Source organism: Allobosea eneae, assembly GCF_042657265.1.
Lineage (GTDB): Bacteria > Pseudomonadota > Alphaproteobacteria > Rhizobiales > Beijerinckiaceae > Allobosea > Allobosea eneae.
The window spans coordinates 1-19,309 of record NZ_JBHSLW010000037.1; the positions used below are offsets into that span (position 1 = coordinate 1).

Below are 19,309 nucleotides of genomic sequence, written 5' to 3' on the forward strand. Positions count from 1 at the left end.
GATTCCCAGAACCCTGATCTCATTCATCGGCTCACCTCCGTGCCATTTGCGGCCGACGCAATCTTGCGCCGAGGGTAAGGGGCGAGCCATTCCATAAAGAATCAGCCGGAGCGGCCTTCGCGCGCCGCGCGTGCCTTGCGCGCCAGTTCCTCGAACTCCGCCCGCATCTCCTCGAGCTTGTCCTCGTCGAGTTCCTCGAGATCGAGCAGTTCCTCGCGAGCCCCTTCGACCTTGTCGATGAGTTCGTCGAGCTTGATCTGCATCGCCGCCGTGTCGCGGTTCTGGCTGTTCTGGATGATGAACACCATCAGGAAGGTGACGATCGTCGTCGAGGTGTTGATCACCAGTTGCCAGGTGTCGTTGAAGCCGAACACCGGCCCCGATAGCGCCCAAACGACGATGATGGCGAGCGCGACGAAGAAGGTTTGCGGCTTGCCCGCCCAATGCGCCGTCGCCTGCGACAACCGGGTAAAGAAGGATCGCTTCTCGGGCGATGCGATCTTCAATGTCATGACGGCCTCCGGGTGAGCCTGCACCGATCAACACCGATCGCGTGCAGGCGTTCCCGGAGCAGGTCGTTTCGTCAGTAGACGACGACCGAGCGGATCGACTTGCCCTCATGCATCAGGTCGAAGCCGTGATTGATCTCGTCGAGCGAGAGCTTGTGGGTGATCAGGTCGTCGATGTTGATCTTCCCCTCCATGTACCAGTCGACGATTTTCGGCACGTCGGTTCGCCCCCTCGCCCCGCCGAAGGCCGTGCCCCTCCAGACGCGGCCGGTGACGAGCTGGAACGGCCTTGTCGCGATCTCCTTGCCGGCCTCGGCGACGCCGATGATAATCGACTCGCCCCAGCCGCGATGGCAGCACTCCAGCGCCTGACGCATCACAGTGGTGTTGCCGGTGGCGTCGAAGGAGAAGTCGGCGCCGCCGCCGGTCAGGTCGACGATCGCCTGCACCACCTTGTCGTTGCCGATCTCGGCCGGGTTGATGAAGTTGGTCATGCCGAATTTTTCGGCCATCGCGCGCTTGGCCGGATTGATGTCGACGCCGATGATCTTGTCGGCCCCGACCATGCGGGCGCCCTGGATGACGTTGAGGCCGATGCCGCCGAGGCCGAAGACCACGACGTTCGCGCCCGGCCAGACCTTGGCGGTGTAGATCACTGCGCCGATGCCGGTGGTCACGCCGCAGCCGATATAGCAGATCTTGTCGAAGGGCGCGTCCTCGCGGACCTTGGCCAGCGCGATCTCGGGCAGGACGGTGAAGTTCGCGAAGGTCGAGCAGCCCATATAGTGGAAGACCTCGCCGCCATCGCAGAAGAAGCGCGAGGTGCCGTCCGGCATCAGCCCCTGCCCCTGCGTGGCGCGGATCGAGGTGCAGAGATTGGTCCGGCGCGACAGGCAGGACTTACAGCTGCGGCATTCCGGGGTGTAGAGCGGGATGACGTGGTCGCCGGCTTTGAGCGTCGTCACGCCGGCGCCGACCTCGCGCACGATGCCGGCGCCCTCATGGCCGAGGATCGCCGGGAACTTGCCCTCGGAGTCCAGGCCGGACAGCGTATAGGCGTCGGTATGGCAGATGCCGGTCGCCATGACCTCGACCAGAACCTCGCCGGCCTTGGGCCCGCCGATCTCGATGGTCTCGATCGTCAGCGGCTTGCCGGCCTCCCAGGCCACGGCGGCACGTGTCTTCATCTCAGCATCCTCCTTCAGAGCGTTGCCCGCGCCTATTTCAGATAGGTTCGCAGCATCCGTATGATTCCGTCGAGCTCGGCTTCGGACTCGAAACCGGCCTCGTCTTCGCGGCGACGTCCGTTTCCCTGCGCAAGGCCGAAGGTCTCGCGCAGATGGCTTTCCAGCACCTCGGCCATCAATCCGTTCGCGGCGCCGCGCAGCGCTGCGATCTGTTGCAGCAGCGCGCTGCAATCGACCCCGGCTTCGACCGCGCGCTCCAGCGCTTCCGCCTGCCCCTTGATCCGGCGCAGGCGCGAGACGGCACGTTTTTTCTCGTCCGGGTTATGCGGCATGGCTTGTCATTCAATACGGCTAGGATACTCCATGGGAGTATGTCAACTGCCGTGCATCAACGGCTGATCCCGGCAGGACGGCGTCCGGATCAGCATGAGATTCGCCGGCGGCTCGGCGATGGCCCGGCTGAAAACGAAAAAGCCGCGCGAGCTAGGCTCGCGCGGCCATCAGATAGGATTATCAGGTCGCTCAGTACTTGCGGACGACCGGAGCCGGCGCGTAGATCGGCTGCTCCTTCGGGCCGCAGCAATCGGGATCGCCGAAGTTCCAGCGCATGCCGATGCGGAAATCGTGGCTGTCGATGTCCTTGACCTTCAGCGGCGCATAGCTCTCGTTCAGGAAGGCGTTGCGGATGCGGCCCGAATGAGCATCGCCGAGATTGAGATAGCGGTAGCCCACTTCGAGTGTGAGGTTCTTGTTCACCTCGTAGCCGACGCCTGCCATCAGCGCCCAGGCCATTCCGGACTTGTCGCCATTACCGGCCGTGCCGAGCGTGCCGGCCCCGGTATATTGCAGCCCCTGGTCGGTCAGGCCGCTGATGCGGTTGGTCGCATAGCCGATACCGGCACCGATATAGGGCGTCAGGCAGTTCCAGGTACCCAGATCGACGTAAGCGTTGAACAGGGCGACCATCGACGAAAGGTTGCCCTTGTAGGTGTTGGACTGGTTACCGCCGATGAAGGGGTTGAAGACGACGTCGGTCGCGCCGATCGTAGCGCCGCCGCGATACTCCAGCGTGCCGTCCACGCGGAACCAGTTGTTGAAGCGATAGCCGACACCAACGCCGGCGAAGTAGGAGTTCGATCTGTCCTCCTTGGTGACGAAGACTCCGCCGAACTGGGTGATGTCCGCTTGGTTGTAGTCGCCGTAATTGGTGACGCTCACACCGATATCGCCACGCAGATAGATGCCCGACGAGATCGTGCCGCGCAGCTCCGGCGGCGGCGGAGGCACAGGCTGGGCGACCGGAAAGTCCGCGGCGCTGGCAATGGCGGATGCGCACACGGCCATGGCGCCTGCGAGCGCAAGGGTTTTCAGGCTGCCCATGGCAGGTCCCTTCAAGTTTGCGCGCAGCTGGACTCGAGTGCGCGCGAGTTACCGATGGGGAAACCCTGCCATGGATTTCTTAAATGAGACTTAACCCTAAAAACTAACCCTATCGACCCGTAAACAGCTGCTTGGACGCTGACAGCGCCCAATCATGCGGAGTCTATCGGCCAAATAGTCGCCGCTCTGAAAACGGCATGCCGTGCCGGTCACGGCCTGGCCGGAACAGCGATGCAAGGGCGGCAGAGCGCGCTCAGGCGGCCGCCTTGGTCACCGCCTCGACCACTTCGTCGACGGCCCGCATGACGAGATCGCGGTCGTCGCCCTCGGCCATGACGCGGATCACCGGCTCGGTGCCGGAAGGACGGATCACCAGCCGCCCGCTCTCGCCGAGCAGTAGCTCGGCTGCCTTGATCGCGCTGACCACCGGCTTTTCTTCCAGCGGGCGGCCCTGCTTGTAGCGGACGTTCTTGAGGATCTGCGGCAGCGGCTCGAAGCAATGGCAGACTTCGGAGACCGGCTTCTCCTGCCGCTTGACCACGGCGAGCAGTTGCAGCGCCGCGACCAGCCCGTCGCCCGTGGTGCCGTAGTCGGAGAGAATGATGTGGCCGGATTGCTCGCCGCCGAGATTGAAGCCGTTGGCGCGCATATGCTCCAGCACGTAGCGGTCGCCGACCGCGGTGCGGGCCAGCGACAAGCCGAGACCGGCCAGATAGCGCTCCAGGCCAAGATTTGACATCACGGTCGCGACAATGCCCGGCGCCGAAAGCCGCCCGTCTTCCTGCCAGCTGCGCGCGATCACGCCCATGAGCTGATCGCCATCGACGATCTGGCCATGCTCGTCGACGATCAAAACCCGGTCGGCATCGCCGTCGAGCGCGATACCGAGATCGGCACGCAATTCGCGCACCTTGCTCGACAAGGCCTCCGGCCTGGTCGAGCCGACATCCCTGTTGATGTTGAAGCCATCAGGCTCGTCACCAATGGTGATGACCTCGGCGCCGAGCTCCCAGAGCGCCTCGGGCGCGACCTTGTAGGCGGCGCCATTGGCGCAGTCGAGCACGATGCGCAAACCGTCCAGGCCGAGATTGCGCGGCAACGTGCGCTTGGCGAACTCGATATAGCGAGCATGGGCGCTGTCGATGCGCTTGGCCCGGCCGAGCAGCGCCGAGGGCGACAGCTGCTTGCCGAGATCGGAATCGATCAGCCGGGTGATCTCGGCCTCGACCTCGTCGCTGAGCTTGTAGCCGTCGGGGCCGAACAGCTTGATGCCGTTGTCTTCATAGGGGTTGTGCGAAGCCGAGATCATCACGCCGAGGTCGGCGCGCATCGAGCGCGTCAGCATTGCCACCGCCGGCGTCGGCATCGGGCCGAGCTGCAGCACGTCCATGCCGACAGAGGTGAAACCAGCGATCAGCGCGGTCTCGATCATGTAGCCGGACAGACGCGTATCCTTGCCGATCACCACGCGATGGCGATGGTCGCCACGACGGAAGGCGATGCCGGTCGCCTGGCCGACGCGCATGGCGAGGTCAGGCGTGATCACGCCATTGGCGCGCCCGCGAATGCCGTCAGTGCCGAAATATTTGCGTGTCATCAGGAGTGTCCTCGGAACCCTGTCCGATCAATTGCTTTTTTTCAGCTCATACAGGCGTTTCGCCTGCTCAGCCTCTCACAAATTGTGTCGAACCGTATCCGTCAAGCAGGGCTATGCCTCTGCCCGGTGGATTGCGGGGAGAAACGGCAAAAGAAAGGGCGGCCACAAGGCCGCCCTTGTCACTGCGATGGTGCAGTACCGCTTCAGGCCTGAGGCTGCGGCTCCAGGCCGGCGTCCGGCTCGTCGCGCTTGCGGCCTTTGCCGGCGCTCGGCACGGCCGAGCCGCGCGGGGCGTGCGGCGTGTCGTCAGCGTCGCGCGAGGGGCGCTTGCCGGCGATCAGGTCACGGATCTCGTCACCGGTCAGCGTCTCGTATTCGAGCAGCGCCTCGGCCACCGCGACGAATTCGTCATGGTGCTTGCTGAGGATCTCCTTGGCGTCGACATAGCCCTGGTGAACCAAACGGCGCACCTCGCTGTCGATCTTCTGCGCGGTCGCCTCCGACAGGTTCTGCGTCCGGCCCATCGACATTCCGAGGAAGACCTCTTCCTGCTGGTCGCCGTAGGCAACGAGGCCGAGCTCGTCCGAATAGCCCATTTGCGTGACCATGGCCTTGGCCATCTTGGTCGCCTGCTGGATGTCGCCAGTGGCGCCCGAGGTGATGTTTTCCTTGCCAAAGGTGATCTCCTCGGCGACGCGCCCGCCCATGGCGACCGCGAGCTGCGAGGTGAACTCCTTGAACTTCATCGAGTAGCGGTCGCCCTCCGGCAGGAACTTGACCATGCCGAGCGCGCGGCCGCGCGGGATGATCGTCGCCTTGTGGACGGGGATGCCGGCCGGCACGTAGAGGCCGACGATGGCATGGCCCGCCTCGTGATAGGCGGTCAGCTTCTTCTCCTCCTCGGACATCGCCATCGACTTGCGCTCGGCGCCCATCATGACCTTGTCCTTGGCGTCCTCGAACTCAAGGTGCGTCACCATGCGCTTGCCGCGGCGGGCGGCCAGCAGGGCGGCCTCGTTGACGAGGTTCATCAGGTCGGCGCCGGAAAAGCCGGGCGTGCCGCGGGCCAGCACCTTGAGATCGACATCCGGCGCGAGCGGGACCTTGCGCACATGCACGCGCAGGATCTTCTCGCGGCCGGCGACGTCCGGATTCGGCACGACGATCTGGCGGTCGAAGCGGCCGGGGCGCAGCAGCGCGGGGTCGAGCACGTCCGGACGGTTGGTCGCGGCGATGATGATCACGCCCTCGTTCGGCTCGAACCCGTCCATCTCCACCAGCAGCTGGTTCAGCGTCTGCTCGCGCTCGTCATTGCCGCCGCCGAGGCCGGCGCCGCGATGGCGGCCGACCGCGTCGATCTCGTCGATGAAGATGATGCAGGGCGCGTTCTTCTTGGCCTGCTCGAACATGTCGCGCACGCGGCTGGCGCCGACGCCGACGAACATTTCGACGAAGTCGGAGCCCGAAATGGTGAAGAACGGCACATTCGCCTCGCCGGCGACGGCGCGCGCGGTCAGCGTCTTACCGGTACCCGGAGGGCCGACGAGCAGCACGCCACGCGGGATGCGGCCGCCCAGGCGCTGGAACTTTTGCGGATCGCGCAGGAACTCGACGATCTCCTGCAGATCTTCCTTGGCCTCGTCGATGCCGGCGACGTCCTCGAAGGTGACGCGGCCATGCGCCTCGGTGAGGAGCTTCGCCTTCGACTTGCCGAAGCCCATCGCCCGGCCGGCGCCGTTCTGCATCTGGCGGGACATGAAGATCCACAGTCCAATGAAGATCACGAAGGGCAGCGAATTGACCAGGAGCGCCATGAACCAGGGCGTGCCCTCGGATGGGGCGCGGGCCGACACTTGTACGCCCTTCTGAGCCAGCGTCTTCAGCAGGGCCGGGTCGCCATAGGGGGCGTAGGTGACGAAGCTGCGCCCGTCGGAGAAGGTGCCGGTGATCTCCTGTCCGGCGACCACGACATTCGCGATGCGGCCGGCCTCGGACTCGTTGATCAGCTGGCTATAGGGGATCTCGTTGGTGCTGGCGCGCTGGCTCGGGCTCTGGAACAAGGTGACCAGCGCCAGAACAAGCAGGAAGATCACCACCCAGAGGGCGAAATTGCGGAAGTTCGGATTCATCAGGGTTCCGATCCGCTCGCCGGCGGGCTTGCCGCGCGAGCCTCATGATTTTCGCTGCCTAATCTAGGGCCCCCATGCCCCCTTGCCAAGGGAAGCCTGGCCCTTCTTAGGGCTATACCGTCGCAGGGTGAACGCCTCGCCGCCTCGCACCCTCGCGCGCGAGCGTCAAAACGCCGTCGCTGGCGAGCGACAGGCGGAAGCCGCCGAGCGTGCGCCGGACTGCCTTGCCCTCGCGCGCCGCGGCGATCAGCGCCTGCGCGCAATCCTCGAGCCGCGCCAGGCGCAGCGGCGCTTGCGCTTGCGTATCACTGTCCTGCGCCGCGGCGAGCGCCAAAGCCAGGCCCCGGATGACGATCTCATCCGGCTCCTGGCAGAGACGGGCGAAATCGAACCAGCGTTGTCCGGCTTCGTCGCCCGCCGGCACAGCAGCCAGCGAGCGGGCTGCGAGCCGGTCCAGCGCCGCGTCGGCCCGTGCCATCCGGCCTGCTAGCTGACCGAGGCGCACCGCAGTCAGCCCGGCCTCGGCCAGCTCTGGTAGCAGCCCGCGCCAGCGGACGCGGGTGAAGCGCGGATCGTCATTGGACGGATCGCGAACGAAAGGGAGCCTGCGCGCCTCGCAGGTCGCGACGAGCCGGACTTTCCCAATTCCGAGCAGCGGTCTTGCCAACTCGATACCGTTTAAGGCGCTGCGCGGCGCCATGCCCGCAAGACCAGCAAGGCCCGAACCGGCAGCCATGCGCATCAACAGGGTCTCGGCCTGGTCGTCGCCGGTGTGGGCGGTGACGATCGTCCTGGCGCCGAAAGCCTTCGCCTCCTCAGCCAGCAAGGCATAGCGCGCGATCCGCGCCTTCTCCTGCAGGCCGGTCTGCGGCTTGTTCCCGGGCCAGTGCCTGGTGCGATGCTCCACACCCAGCCGGGCACAGAGCCTGCCGACCTGGCGCGCCTCCTGTGCCGCCTCGGGACGCAGGCCGTGATCGACGGTGACCGCCAGGAGCCGCGGTCGGTCATGACCGGCCCATTCGGCCAGAAGCGCCAGGAGAGCGACCGAATCCGGCCCGCCGGATACCGCGACGAGCAGCACGTCCTCACCCGCGAGCGGGCGAAACAGGCGAGCGGCTTCCGCTGCCGTCAGCGGCTCGGCTTGGTGTGGCTGGGCAAGCTCTGCGCTCAAGCGCAGCGGGCGCGCCGCTGCTCGCGCTCGACACCCTGGCGCACCGCATTGGAGGCGGCGGGATAGTCGACGCCGACCTTGGCGTAGGTTGCGCAAGCCTGGTCGCGCGCGCCGAGTCCGTTCAGCGACATGCCGAGCTTGAGCAGACTGTCGGCGCCCTTGCCGGCCTTCGGAAAGTCGCGCGAGATCTTCAGGAACTGCTCGGCCGCCTCGCGATAGCGCCGGCGCTGGAAATAGCTCTCGCCGAGCCAGAAGGTCGCATCCGCCGCCAGGCGATCGCGCGGATAGCTCTGCAGAAACTCCCGGAAGCCCATCTCGGCGCGCTCATACTCCTTGCGCAGCACGTGGGCGTAGGCGAGATCGTAGAGCTCGCGCGGGGAACCTGCCTGCCCCGTCGCCGCGACGCTCGGGCCACGCGGCGTCGCCGGCGGCAGCGCGCCGTCCGGCACGGGACGACCGACGCTGGACAGATCCATCGGGCCCTGCCCCTGGTCCCCGGCGAACTCCTCGTCGATGATCTGGCCGAGCTGGCGCGGCCCGCCAGCAGCCCCGGGCTGAGCGGCGGGGTCGAAGGCGTCGCCGCGGCGCTCACGCCCCGGCTGCTGCGGCGGCGGATTGGCCGGGCGAGTGGCTTGCGGTGCAGGCGCCGGAGCGGCGCCGCCACGCTGGCCGCCGCGCTCCGACAGGCGGAAGTCGACATCTTCCTGGAATTTGCGCAGCTGCTCGGTCAGGCGCCGGTTCTCGAACTGCAATTGCTCGATCTGGCCGGAAAGCTGACGCAACTGATTCTCGAGGCGGCTGGTGCGGACCACGAGATCGGCCGCATCCTGCGCCGCGGCAGGCTGGGTCACGCCGATCGCCAGCAGCGAAAAACCGGCAAGCAGGGCATGCCGCAACAAGGGCCGCGTCCGGCCCGAGATCGAAGTCGTCACAAAGCTCATGTCAAGCAAACCGCATCGCCCCGGAGATCAGAACTATCACACGCGAATACCACGGCCAAAATATGGAAAAACCGGCGCTTTCCTTGCGGTAAGCGCCGGCCCCGTCAAGCTGCTATCGCGCTGTCCGGATCAGACGCCGCCGGCCCCGTCGAGAACCGTCACGGCGCGGCGGTTCTGCGACCAGCAGGAGATGTCGTTGCAGACCGCGACCGGCCGCTCCTTGCCGTAGGAGATGGTGCGGATGCGGTTGCCGGCGATGCCGCGCGAGGCAAGGTAGTCGCGAACCGTCTGGGCGCGGCGGGCGCCGAGTGAATAGTTGTATTCGCGGGTGCCGCGCTCGTCGGCATGGCCTTCGATGGTGAAGGTGTAGCGCGGATAGCGCTGCAGCCAGGCCGACTGCTTGTCGAGGGTCGCGACCGCGGTCGGGGTCAGGTCGGTCGAGTCGGTCTCGAAGAAGACGCGATCGCCGACGTTCACGACGAAGTCCTGGGCGCTGCCGGGGGTGGCGGCGCCGCCGGCGCCGAAGCCGTCGGCATTCTGGTCTTTGGCGCAGGCGCCGAGGGCGAGCGCGCCCATCAGGGCGGCGGCGAGGCGCACGGTGCGGGCGCTGGCAGCGAAGGAGGCGAGCATGTCAATTCTCTCCGAATGTCGGACGCGGAGCGCGCCGGGCGGCGTCACGCGTTCCCCATCAATGAAGTGTCAACCTAAACGAGACCTTGCCAAAACAAGGCGAAGTGGCGGCATTGCGGCTTATGGTTAACCAATTGTGGCAATGGGCGGCATTCCGGTCGCTGTTGCACGAATGCATCACGAAGCCCGGTCTACTCGAGCCTTCAGTTCGTCCGCGAGTTTTTCCAAGGCCGATCGCGGCAGTTCGATCGCCCGAAGCACCCAGCGCAAGCCGGCCAGCCCGAATCGGAGACGATAGCGCTCCTCCTCCGCCGCGCCAGGTCCGGCCGGAACCGCGACGACGAAGCTCGCCAGACCATCGAAACCGGAGTTTGCGAACAGTGTCCATACGCCTTGCAGATCGGCGCGCGGCAAGGTCACACCCTGGCCGAGCAGCGCCCCGGACTGCGCCCTCGCCCCGCGCGCGCTGATCAGCGCCGCGATGGCCTGCGGCGTCAGGTGCTCAGCGATGATGGCATCGACATAGCCGGTGGCCACGCTGCCGACGACCTGGCGTGCCAGCGGATCGAGCGAACGCGTTTGCGGCTGGCGCCCGAGATAGGTCCGGACAATCTGACGCGCGAAGGATGCACGCAGCGCCCGCAAATCGGTTCGTGCCAGCACCTCTTCGGTTGCGCCGACATTGGCCGCGAGCGCAAAGCGCGTCACGCTCAGATAAGGGGAAGCCCAGTAGCCGATCAGCACCGCGGCGACGATGCCGAGCGCGATTCGAAGCCCCCAGCGCGGCCGGCGAGCCTCTGTCTCGCTGGCGGGTTCATCATCGATGGCCGGTTGCATCGTCACGCCTGCGGCTCCTGCCGGGCCGGGAGCAACCCGCTCGCGACGGTGCTAGGCGTCCAAAGTGTCCGAGGCACGGCCCCGCCCCGACTCTCGCGAAGTCGTGAGAACACCAGAAAGACGGCTGTCGCTCAGCGCGCCGCCGTCAGCAGCGGCGACCAGGTCGGGTCGGAGGCGAAGGCCGGCGTCGGCACCGGCACTTCGACACGGCCGGTGATGTCCACCATGTACAATTTCCCACCGGACTGTCCGCCCGGATCGCGGAAGAACATGATGTACTGGCCGTTCGGGGCCCAGTTCGGCGCCTCGTTGTGGAAGCCCTCGGTCAGGATGCGCTCGCCCGAGCCGTCCGGCTTCATCACGCCGATCGAGAAGGTACCGCCCCCCTGACGGGTGAAGGCGATCAGGTCGCCGCGCGGCGACCAGGACGGCTGGGAATAGGAGCCCTGGCCGAAGGAGATGCGCTTGCCCTCGCCACCACCCGCCCCCATCACGTAGAGCTGCTGCGAGCCGCCGCGGTCGCTCTCGAAGACGATCTGCGATCCATCAGGCGAATAGGACGGTGAGGTGTCGATAGCCGCCGTCGAGGTCAGCCGCTGCGTCGTGCGCGAACCGATGTCGATCGCATAGAGATTGGCGTTGCCGCCCTGCTGCAGGCTGAGCGCGATGCGCGCCCCATTCGGGGAGAAGCGCGGGCTCGTCGTCATGTCGGGGAAATTGCCGACGACCTGGCGCTGGCCGGTCTCGATGTTGAGCACATGCACGCGCGGCTGCTCGCCGGTGCGCTGCGCCATATAGGTGACCTCCTGCGCCACCGGCGAGTAGCGCGGCGTCACCACCGAGGTCTCGCCGCCGGTCAGGTAGCGCACATTGGCGCCGTCCTGGTCCATGATGGCGAGACGCTTGCGCCTTGCCTCCTTCGAGCCGGATTCATCGACGAAGACGACGCGCGTGTCGAAGAAGCCGCCGACGCCGGTGATCTTGGTGAAGACCGCATCCGAGATGATGTGGCCGACGCGGCGGGAATTGTTCGGGTCGGTGAAATATTGCTGGCCGTCGATCTGCTGGCCGGCGACCACGTCCCAGAGCCGGAACTCCGCCTTGAGGCGGCCACCGTCGCGCGAGACCCGGCCGATCACCAACGCCTGCACGCCGGCCGCCTTCCACGCCTCGAACTGCGGCGCGGCGTCGAAGGGCGGGTTCTTCTCGGGATGGCGCGCCTTCTCGATCGGCAGGAAGTAGCCGCAGCGCTTGAGGTTGTTGGCGATGATGCCGGAAACCAGCGCCCCGCCCTCGCCGGCGAAGTCGGCGACCGCGATCGGCATCGGCTGGAAGGTGCCCTTGCGCAAGTCGATCACCAGCTCGGCCTGGGCCGGAGCGATCAGCGCGGGCAGGACCAGGCCCGAGCCGGCAAGCGCGAGAGCGTCTCGGCGGGTCAGCCCGGCGATCCCGGCGGCCGGGCGGGAAATAGAACTATCAATGCGATCCATGGCGGTCACAGCACGTCCCTGGCGTCGAAATTGACGATGACGTCACGCCAATCGTCGTAATAGGCGGCAAATTGCGCGGGAATGCGCAGCGGCGAGCAGCGGCGCGTCGCCGTCAGCGCCGAATCGGCCGCGACCCGGAAGAGCGGGTCGGGCGAGGAATTGGTCACGCTCGCCTGGCCGATCAGCGAGCCGTCGGTGTTGAGCTTCATCCGGACCTGCGGCACCACCGGCTTCGGCGCGCTCTGCAGCGCGATCGGCACGTTCCAGCACTTCTGCAGCTGGTCCTGGATGATGCCCATCAGCTGCGCCCTGAGCGAGGGCGAGAGCTTCTGCGACGAGCCGGTCTGGGTACCGAGGGAGGCGGTGCGGTTGATCTGCGGCGCACTCGATCCCGAGGACTGCGCCTGCTCCTTCGACTGCAGCAGCTTGGCGATGTCGTTGGGATTGAAGTTCTTGGCGAGCTCGGCCTCGCGCTTTGCCTTAGCCTCCGCCTCGCGCTTCGCCTTGGCCTCGGCGGCGAGCTTGGCCTTGGCTTCAGCCTCCGCCTTCGCCTTGGCTTCCGCTTCGGCCTTGAGCTTGGCGGCCTTGGCCGCTTCGGCCTTGGCCTGCGCCTCCGCTTCGGCCTTCGCCTTGGCGGCGGCCTTGGCCTCGGCTTCAGCCTGCTTGGCCTTGCGCTCGAGCTCGGCCTCCTCGGCGAGCTTGGCCAATTCCTCGCGGCGCTGCTCGGCTTCCTGGGCAGCGGCCTGCTCTGATTTCTGCGGCGGTTGCTTCACCGGCTCTGCCGGCGGGGTCGGCCTCGGGGTCGGGCGCGCCGGCGGCAGCGGCGCCGCGACGTTGTCATCGGCGACCTTGAGCTCGGGCGGACGTGAGGGCGGCGCCGGCGTGTCTTGCTTGGCCTCGCCCGCGTCCTTGCGTTCGACGATCTCGGACTGGCGCTCGGCTCGCTGCTGCGGCTGCTCCTGCACCTTCTCGGCCTGGCGCTCGCCGCGGGTGACCTGATTCAGCGCCGAGGGATCGATCACCTCGACGGCGATCGCTTCCTGGTGCTCGGGCAGCGGCGCCACGCCGGAAAACGCCAGCAACCCCGCGACCAGCACGGTCGCGTGGGCAAGGGCGGATACCGCCAAGCCGGGTTCGGAACGCGAGACCATCAACGCGACGGCACCTTCTCGTTCAACGCGAATGCGGTTCGGTGACCAGCGCCACGCGCCTGAAACCGGCGCTGGTGATCGTCGCCATCACGGAAGCGACACGGCCATAGTCGACCTGCTTGTGGCCGCGCACATAGATGCGCTCGTCCGTGCCCTGCTTGGCGATGCCTTGCAGCTTCTGCACCAGATCGGGCTCGAGCGTCGGCTGGTCCTGCAGAAAGATCTGACCCTTGTCGTCGATGGCAATGGTGATCGGCTTCTGATCGACATTGATCGGCTTGGCGCCGGTCTGCGGCAGGTCGATCGGAACGCCGGTAGCGATCAGCGGCGCGGCGACCATGAAGATGATCAGCAACACCAGCATGACGTCGATGAACGGCGTCATATTGATCTCGGCGATGGCACCATGGCGACGGGGCCGGCGACGGCGCCCTCCGGCCTTGGGACTGGCTGCGGCTGACATGCCCATGCTTCAGGCCCTCACGCAGCCAAGCGCTCGTCGATCTGCCGCGACAGGATCGCGGAGAACTCGTCGGCGAAAGCTTCGAGCCGGTTCTGGGCCTTGGCGACCTCGGCCTGCAGCTTGTTATAGGCCATCAGCGCCGGGATCGCGGCAAACAGGCCGATCGCCGTGGCGAACAGCGCCTCGGCGATGCCAGGGGCGACAACCGCGAGCGAGGAATTCTTCGAGACAGCGATCGCGGTGAACGAATTCATGATGCCCCAGACCGTGCCAAACAGGCCGATGAACGGGGCCGCAGAGGCGATGGTCGAGAGCACGAGCAGCTTCGATTCGAGTCGCTCCGCCTCGCGCTGGATGGTGACGTCGAGCACCTTGTCGATGCGCGCCGACAGGCTCGCGACCGAGCGCCCGCCATTCTCGAAGGAGCGCTTCCATTCGCGCATCGCCGCGACGAAGACGGCGGCCATGTCGTTGACCGGCCGGTTGGCGAGGTCGCGATAGAGCTCCTCCAGCGAACGGCCGGACCAGAACACCTCCTCGAACGCATCCATGTCCTGGCGCGTGCGGCGATAGAGCAGGGTCTTGTCGATGATGATCGACCAGCACCAGATCGAAGCGGCGAGTAGCCCCATCATCACCAGCTTGACGACGATATGGGCGTGCCAGAACAGCGACCAGAAAGACATGTCGATCTGCGGCGCGGCCTGCGCGATCTCCACGGCGGGGTTCATCCTGTCATCCTTCTGCCTGGCGAGCACGAAACCGAGTCCGGCCCCGCGCAGCCAATTCTCCGCGCCGCGAAGCTCGCGCCGCCGCCCGTTTCTGCGCTCCGGGGATATGCCGATGACACCAATTGCCGCTGAATTCGGCGAAAGATGGGCCAAACGGCGATGTTCCCGTGCGCCAGGGGCCTGAGATCCCGTTAAGTCAGCTTCGAGGTTAAGGGCCTGTATGGTTAATTTCGCGTTATGACGGCCATGCGGCTGGAGTGCAGCGGTTGGCGAGAGCGCGCACCTGCCGGCTTGAAATGATCTCCGGAACCGCAAAATCAACGCCTGAAACGCCAACGGCCCGCTTCCGTGAGGAAGCGGGCCGCCGACGGTCGTCAGCTCTGAAAAAGGGGCGATCAGGCGCTTTCGACAGTATCCGTGCCGCCAGTGCGGCGACGCTCGTTCATGAACTCGTCGAACTCGGCCTTGTCCTTGGCCATGCGCAGCCGACCAAGGAAGTCATGGAACTCGCGCTGTTCGTCTTCGAGACGACGCAGCGTCTCGTCACGGTATTCGTCGAAGGCGCGGTTGCCGCTCGAGGACGGGCCGCGGCCCCAGCCGCCGAAACCGCCGCGGCTGCCCCATTGCTGGGCACCGCCCATGCGCTCACGCAGGCGCTCCATCTTGTCCTGCAGGCGGCTCATCCGGTGCTCGTAGCGAGCCTGTCCGCAACCATGTCCCATGCGTCCACTCCAGAAAAGAAAGACCAGGGTCGCCAGACCCAGCGGCCAGAAGATGATGAAGCCGAGCACCGCGAAGGCGATCCAGGCTCCCTTTCCATATTCGTCAAGCTTCGCGACGATCGGCATCGATCCCTCTCGAACCTGAATGGCAGCGGCGGATGCCGCGGCCGGCCAACCTCCCGTTCGGCTCCATCTTGGAGAGAGGGACGGATTCGCCAATCAGCCTGTCCAGGTTGATCGGATCCGGCCCTCGCCGACCGTGTGAATGTAAATCACATTCACATATCTGGACGCACCTGCCAAGTCTTTCAAGACAGCCGCATCAAAATTTCAGGAGGACGTCAGCCAGCCTGCTCGGGCGGCAGGCCCAGGCCCTTGAGATAAATCAGCATTCCCGCCTCCAGCAGGTCGGAAGCCGACATCGGCAGTGGGCGCCGGCCGGCATCCGCGCGGCCGAATAGGGCCGCAACGCCGTGCGACATCGCCCAAATATGCAGCGCCATCATCAGCGCCGGCGGGCGCTTGCCCTGCGGCAGCGCCGCGATTAGCGTCTCCGCCGCCTGCCGCAATTGCTGGAAGGACCGGTCGGCGGCAGCGCGCAATTCGGGGCTGGCGTCGAGCGGCACTCCGGCTTCGAACATCGCCGAATAGAAGGCCGGCTGGTCATGCGCGAAGGCGAGATAGGCCCGGCCGAGCCGATGGAACGCCGTCTCGGGATCGGGCCGGCCATTGTCCCAGGCCTTGGCGAGGGCCGACTCAAAAGCGGCGAAGCCGTGCACCGCGACATCGGCCAACAGCTCATCCCGATCGCGATAGTGCCGGTAGGGAGCAGCCGGGCTCACCCCCGCCATGCGCGCGGCCTCGGCGAAGGTGAAGCCGTTCGGCCCCTTCTCGCCGATCAGGCCGAGGGCGGCGCGCACCAGCGCCTCCTTGAGATTGCCGTGGTGGTAACCCCGCGGCTGCTCGGGCTCGTTGCGTTTCCAGCTCATGTTACGGGCCCTAACATGGCGATCCGCCAGCGTCGATGCCAGCGGCGGCAGGAGCGATCAGAGGATTTCGAGACCCAGGCGATGCCGCAGCACATCCGGGATACGCCGCGCCTTGCCGCCGCCGACGCAGGCGACCTTGACCTGCGCCGTGACCAGGACTTCCCCGCCCCGCAGGATGCGCTGGTCGAGCTCCATGGTGGCGCCGCGCGCCAGGGTCGGCTTGGTTTCGACAGTGAGCAGGTCGTCCATCACCGCCGGCCTGACGAAATCGATCAGCATACGCCGAACCGCAAAGCCGAGCGCCGCCTCGCCGTCGAAGAGCTCGCGCTGCTCGATGCCGAGGTCGCGGATCAGCTCGGTCCGGCCGCGCTCCATGAAGCGCAGATAGGAGGCGTGGTAGACGACGCCAGAGAAGTCGGTGTCCTCGTAATAGACACGGACTGAGATCGCGTGGGCGCCGGCCATGGTCGTCCTTCTGCAGGTTGGCGCAGGGGTTCTAGACCGCCGCGCACCAGCCGGACAACCTCATGGCAAACTGCCGAGCGTTCAGCGCTTGCAAGGCTTGCCCATGAACGAGCCGCAATCATAGGGCTGCGACAGCTCGCGGCGGACAGAATTTTTGCCGACGCCGATATCGTCGATGCGCCAGCCACCGCCCTCCTCCACCATGCGGAACGGCACGGACATCGCCTTGCCGAAGCTGCGGAAGCTCGCCGTCACCAGCGCCTTGCCGCCGGCCGGAGCTTGCGTGACCGTGACCTTGAGATTCTTGACCTCGCCATCCTGGCCCTGGATGAACGGATCGGCGCCGACATGGCCGATCTCGCCGCTCTCTTCCTGGTAGCGGTCGTCGCGGGCGAACAGCGCCGCCAGGCCCTTGCTCATCAGCGCATCGCGATGCGGCGGCCGCCAGGGCGGTTCGCCGCCGCCGTCCAGGGTCTTCTGCGTGACCGCATAGGCCTTGCGCACGGTGGCGTCGGGCGTGGGCTCGGCGGCATGGCCAGCCATGGAAACCAGCATCAGGCCGGTGGCCACTAGCGCAGATCGCATATCGTCTCTCCCGGTACCGCCTGATCGAACCCGACGACAGCACGACGGAGCGAGCGCCGCATCATCCAAATGCGGGACAACGCTATCGAGCAGCGTCAGTCCTCGTCGCTGTCCCCGAACAGGCCGAACTGCGCCCCTTCCCGGCTCGGCTCCGGCATGCCGAGATGCCGGAAGGCGTGCGGGGTCAGGAGGCGGCCGCGCGGCGTGCGCTGGATGAATCCCTGCTGCAGCAGGAAGGGCTCGATGATCTCCTCGATCGCATCGCGCGGCTCGGAGAGCGAGGCGGCGATGGTTTCGATCCCGACCGGGCCGCCGCCGAAATTGATCGCGACGGTGGTGAGGTACCGCCGGTCCATCTGGTCGAGGCCGATCGCGTCGACATCGAGCAGGCCGAGCGCCTTGTCGGCGACCTTGCGGGTGACGATCGCGTCGCCATCGACGATGGCGAAGTCGCGCACGCGCCGCAGCAGCCGACCGGCGATGCGCGGCGTCCCGCGGGACCGGCGCGCGATCTCGTTGGCGCCGTCGTCAGACATCGGCACGCCAAGCACCCGCGCCCCGCGCGCAACGATGCCCTGCAATTCCTCGACCGTGTAGAACTGCAGGCGGATCGGAATGCCGAAGCGGTCGCGCAGCGGCGTCGTCAAAAGGCCGGCGCGGGTAGTGGCGCCGACCAAAGTGAACTTCGGCAGGTCGATCTTGACCGAGCGCGCCGCCGGCCCCTCGCCGATGATCAGGTCGAGCTGGTAGTCCTCCATCGCCGGATAGAGGATCTCCTCTACCGCCGGGTTGAGGCGGTGGATCTCGTCGATGAAGAGCACGTCGCGCTCTTCGAGATTGGTGAGCTGCGCCGCAAGATCGCCGGCCTTGGCGATCACCGGCCCCGAGGTCGAACGGAAGCTGACCCCGAGCTCGCGCGCCACGATCTGCGCCAAGGTCGTCTTGCCGAGACCGGGCGGGCCGACGAACAGGACATGGTCGAGCGCATCGCCGCGGGTGCGGGCGGCGTTGATGAAGACCTGAAGATTCGCGCGCGCCGCCGCCTGCCCGGTGAAATCGGCAAGCGAAAGCGGCCGCAGCGAGGCCTCGCTGTCATCCTCGCGCTTGTCCGCCGTCATCAGGCCAGGGCGCCTCGGCTCACTCACAACTCGATCTCCAGCTCCAGCGCGTCATGCACCGGGATGTTCTGGTAGCCGGTCTTGATGATTGTCGGAACCATTGCGCGATAGGCGTCGATCGCCTCGATGTAGAGCCCGGAGAAGCGGAAGCCGTGCTTCTGGTAGAACACCAGCGCCGGCATGTTGTCGTTGGTCAGCATCGCCCTGAGCTTGCGCGCGCCGGCCGCCTTCGCCGCCGCCTTCACCGCCTCGAGCATGCGCGAGGCCGCGCCCTCGCCCGGCTTCAGCGAATGCAGCGCACACAGCACCGCGATGTCGCCGTCGCGCGCCCAGCTTGCCACCGCCAGCAATTCGCCCTCGGCCGTGAACATCCCCATCAAGGGCAGTTCGGCGCAATCATAGAGCTTCGAGCCGATCATCATGCGATGCGAGCCCCAATGCCGCATCATCAAGGCGAGGAAGGCCGACTTGTCGGCGATCTCGCGGAAGATCACCGCCGGTCCCTTCCTCATTTCGCCAGCTCCTTCAGGCCGAGCCGAATCAGCTGCGCCGTGCCGGCCCCCTCCCCCGCCTCACGCGAGGCAGCCGCGACCGCCGCAATAGCCTGCGCCTGCGGATAGCCGAGATTGGTTAGCGCCGAGACGGCGTCCGCCACCGGCTGCGGCAGCTTTTTGTCTTCCAGCGCGCCGGAGAGCTGCGCCAGTGCCGGGTCGACATGGCCAAAGGCCGGCGCCTTGTCCTTAAGCTCGGCGCAGATGCGCTGCGCGAGCTTGGGGCCGACGCCCGGCGCGCGTGCCACCGCCGCCTTGTCGTTGCTGGCGATCGCGGTCGCGAGCGCACCGGGCTCCAGCGTCGAGAGGATGGCGAGCGCGACCTTGGCGCCGACACCTTGCACCATCTGCATCAGCCGGAACCAGTCGCGCTCGGTATCCGACATGAAGCCGTAGAGCCGGATCGCGTCCTCGCGGACATGGGTCTCGATCGAGAGGGCCGCCGCCTCGCCGATCTTCGGCAGGCGCTGCAGCGTGCGCGAGGAGCACTGCACGACATAGCCGACGCCCTGCACGTCGACGATGACGTGGTCCTCGCCATACGAATCGATGAGGCCCTTGAGCTTTCCGATCATGATTCCTGTTAGCATGGCGGCAGCCCGCCGCCAGACCGGATCATTCGCGGCGATCATGCGTTCTCCACCGGCGAAATCGGGGAGCTCG

General features: G+C 66.5%; 21 protein-coding genes. All 21 read right to left on the bottom strand.

Annotated elements, in window-relative coordinates:
• Window positions 1-101: 101 nt before the first annotated feature.
• Window positions 102-512, bottom strand: coding sequence for a low affinity iron permease family protein (locus ACFPOB_RS21745; protein WP_377800482.1), 411 nt, complete (start codon window positions 510-512; stop codon window positions 102-104).
• Between the two features lie 71 nt (window positions 513-583).
• Window positions 584-1,696: an S-(hydroxymethyl)glutathione dehydrogenase/class III alcohol dehydrogenase gene (locus tag ACFPOB_RS21750; RefSeq protein WP_377800483.1), complete on the bottom strand. Its 1,113-nt coding sequence runs from the start codon at window positions 1,694-1,696 to the stop codon at window positions 584-586.
• Window positions 1,697-1,728: 32 nt separating this feature from the next.
• On the bottom strand, window positions 1,729-2,028 hold the full coding sequence (locus ACFPOB_RS21755; RefSeq protein WP_377800484.1) for a metal-sensing transcriptional repressor: 300 nt from the start codon (window positions 2,026-2,028) through the stop codon (window positions 1,729-1,731).
• A gap of 190 nt (window positions 2,029-2,218) precedes the next feature.
• Entirely contained in the window at window positions 2,219-3,076 is an 858-nt protein-coding gene (locus ACFPOB_RS21760; RefSeq protein WP_377800485.1) for an outer membrane protein, read from the bottom strand.
• Window positions 3,077-3,329: 253 nt separating this feature from the next.
• Window positions 3,330-4,673: a phosphoglucosamine mutase gene (gene glmM, locus ACFPOB_RS21765; protein WP_377800486.1), complete on the bottom strand. Its 1,344-nt coding sequence runs from the start codon at window positions 4,671-4,673 to the stop codon at window positions 3,330-3,332.
• Window positions 4,674-4,876: 203 nt separating this feature from the next.
• Window positions 4,877-6,802 carry an ATP-dependent zinc metalloprotease FtsH gene (gene ftsH / locus ACFPOB_RS21770; RefSeq protein WP_377800487.1) on the bottom strand — a complete coding sequence of 642 codons (1,926 nt, stop codon included), beginning with the start codon at window positions 6,800-6,802 and terminating at the stop codon, window positions 4,877-4,879.
• Between the two features lie 112 nt (window positions 6,803-6,914).
• Entirely contained in the window at window positions 6,915-7,973 is a 1,059-nt protein-coding gene (gene tilS / locus ACFPOB_RS21775) for a tRNA lysidine(34) synthetase TilS (RefSeq protein WP_377800488.1), read from the bottom strand.
• The gene (ybgF, locus tag ACFPOB_RS21780; RefSeq protein ID WP_377800489.1) at window positions 7,970-8,914 is read right to left on the bottom strand and encodes a tol-pal system protein YbgF; all 945 of its coding nucleotides are present in this window, start codon (window positions 8,912-8,914) and stop codon (window positions 7,970-7,972) included. Before ybgF ends, tilS begins: the two co-directional genes overlap by 4 nt.
• Before the next feature lie 129 nt (window positions 8,915-9,043).
• The gene (pal, locus tag ACFPOB_RS21785; protein WP_377800490.1) at window positions 9,044-9,544 is read right to left on the bottom strand and encodes a peptidoglycan-associated lipoprotein Pal; all 501 of its coding nucleotides are present in this window, start codon (window positions 9,542-9,544) and stop codon (window positions 9,044-9,046) included.
• 177 nt (window positions 9,545-9,721) lie between these two features.
• A complete protein-coding gene (locus tag ACFPOB_RS21790; RefSeq protein WP_377800491.1) occupies window positions 9,722-10,288 on the bottom strand; it encodes a DUF2939 domain-containing protein in 567 nt (188 codons plus the stop codon).
• A gap of 224 nt (window positions 10,289-10,512) precedes the next feature.
• Window positions 10,513-11,871, bottom strand: a complete 1,359-nt coding sequence (gene tolB / locus ACFPOB_RS21795) for a Tol-Pal system beta propeller repeat protein TolB (protein ID WP_377800492.1) — start codon at window positions 11,869-11,871, stop codon at window positions 10,513-10,515.
• Between the two features lie 5 nt (window positions 11,872-11,876).
• Complete coding sequence (gene tolA, locus ACFPOB_RS21800) at window positions 11,877-13,022, bottom strand: cell envelope integrity protein TolA (RefSeq protein ID WP_377800493.1); 1,146 nt, start codon at window positions 13,020-13,022, stop codon at window positions 11,877-11,879.
• 22 nt (window positions 13,023-13,044) lie between these two features.
• Window positions 13,045-13,491, bottom strand: coding sequence for a protein TolR (gene tolR, locus ACFPOB_RS21805; RefSeq protein ID WP_377800494.1), 447 nt, complete (start codon window positions 13,489-13,491; stop codon window positions 13,045-13,047).
• Window positions 13,492-13,502: 11 nt separating this feature from the next.
• Window positions 13,503-14,216 (bottom strand): protein TolQ, encoded by a 714-nt coding sequence (tolQ, locus tag ACFPOB_RS21810; protein ID WP_092156110.1) that lies wholly within the window; start codon window positions 14,214-14,216, stop codon window positions 13,503-13,505.
• 395 nt (window positions 14,217-14,611) lie between these two features.
• Window positions 14,612-15,064: a DUF2852 domain-containing protein gene (locus ACFPOB_RS21815; RefSeq protein WP_377800495.1), complete on the bottom strand. Its 453-nt coding sequence runs from the start codon at window positions 15,062-15,064 to the stop codon at window positions 14,612-14,614.
• Between the two features lie 215 nt (window positions 15,065-15,279).
• Window positions 15,280-15,927 (bottom strand): TetR/AcrR family transcriptional regulator, encoded by a 648-nt coding sequence (locus ACFPOB_RS21820; protein WP_377800496.1) that lies wholly within the window; start codon window positions 15,925-15,927, stop codon window positions 15,280-15,282.
• Between the two features lie 57 nt (window positions 15,928-15,984).
• Window positions 15,985-16,392 carry a tol-pal system-associated acyl-CoA thioesterase gene (gene ybgC, locus ACFPOB_RS21825; protein WP_377800497.1) on the bottom strand — a complete coding sequence of 136 codons (408 nt, stop codon included), beginning with the start codon at window positions 16,390-16,392 and terminating at the stop codon, window positions 15,985-15,987.
• A gap of 81 nt (window positions 16,393-16,473) precedes the next feature.
• Window positions 16,474-16,977, bottom strand: a complete 504-nt coding sequence (locus tag ACFPOB_RS21830; RefSeq protein WP_377800498.1) for a DUF3828 domain-containing protein — start codon at window positions 16,975-16,977, stop codon at window positions 16,474-16,476.
• A 95-nt stretch (window positions 16,978-17,072) separates the two neighbouring features.
• Window positions 17,073-18,095, bottom strand: a complete 1,023-nt coding sequence (gene ruvB / locus ACFPOB_RS21835) for a Holliday junction branch migration DNA helicase RuvB (RefSeq protein ID WP_377800499.1) — start codon at window positions 18,093-18,095, stop codon at window positions 17,073-17,075.
• Window positions 18,096-18,118: 23 nt separating this feature from the next.
• Entirely contained in the window at window positions 18,119-18,607 is a 489-nt protein-coding gene (locus ACFPOB_RS21840; RefSeq protein WP_377800500.1) for a GNAT family N-acetyltransferase, read from the bottom strand.
• Window positions 18,604-19,221 (bottom strand): Holliday junction branch migration protein RuvA, encoded by a 618-nt coding sequence (ruvA, locus tag ACFPOB_RS21845; protein ID WP_377800643.1) that lies wholly within the window; start codon window positions 19,219-19,221, stop codon window positions 18,604-18,606. The genes ACFPOB_RS21840 and ruvA overlap by 4 nt, the downstream gene beginning before the upstream one ends.
• Between the last annotated feature and the right edge of the window lie 88 nt (window positions 19,222-19,309).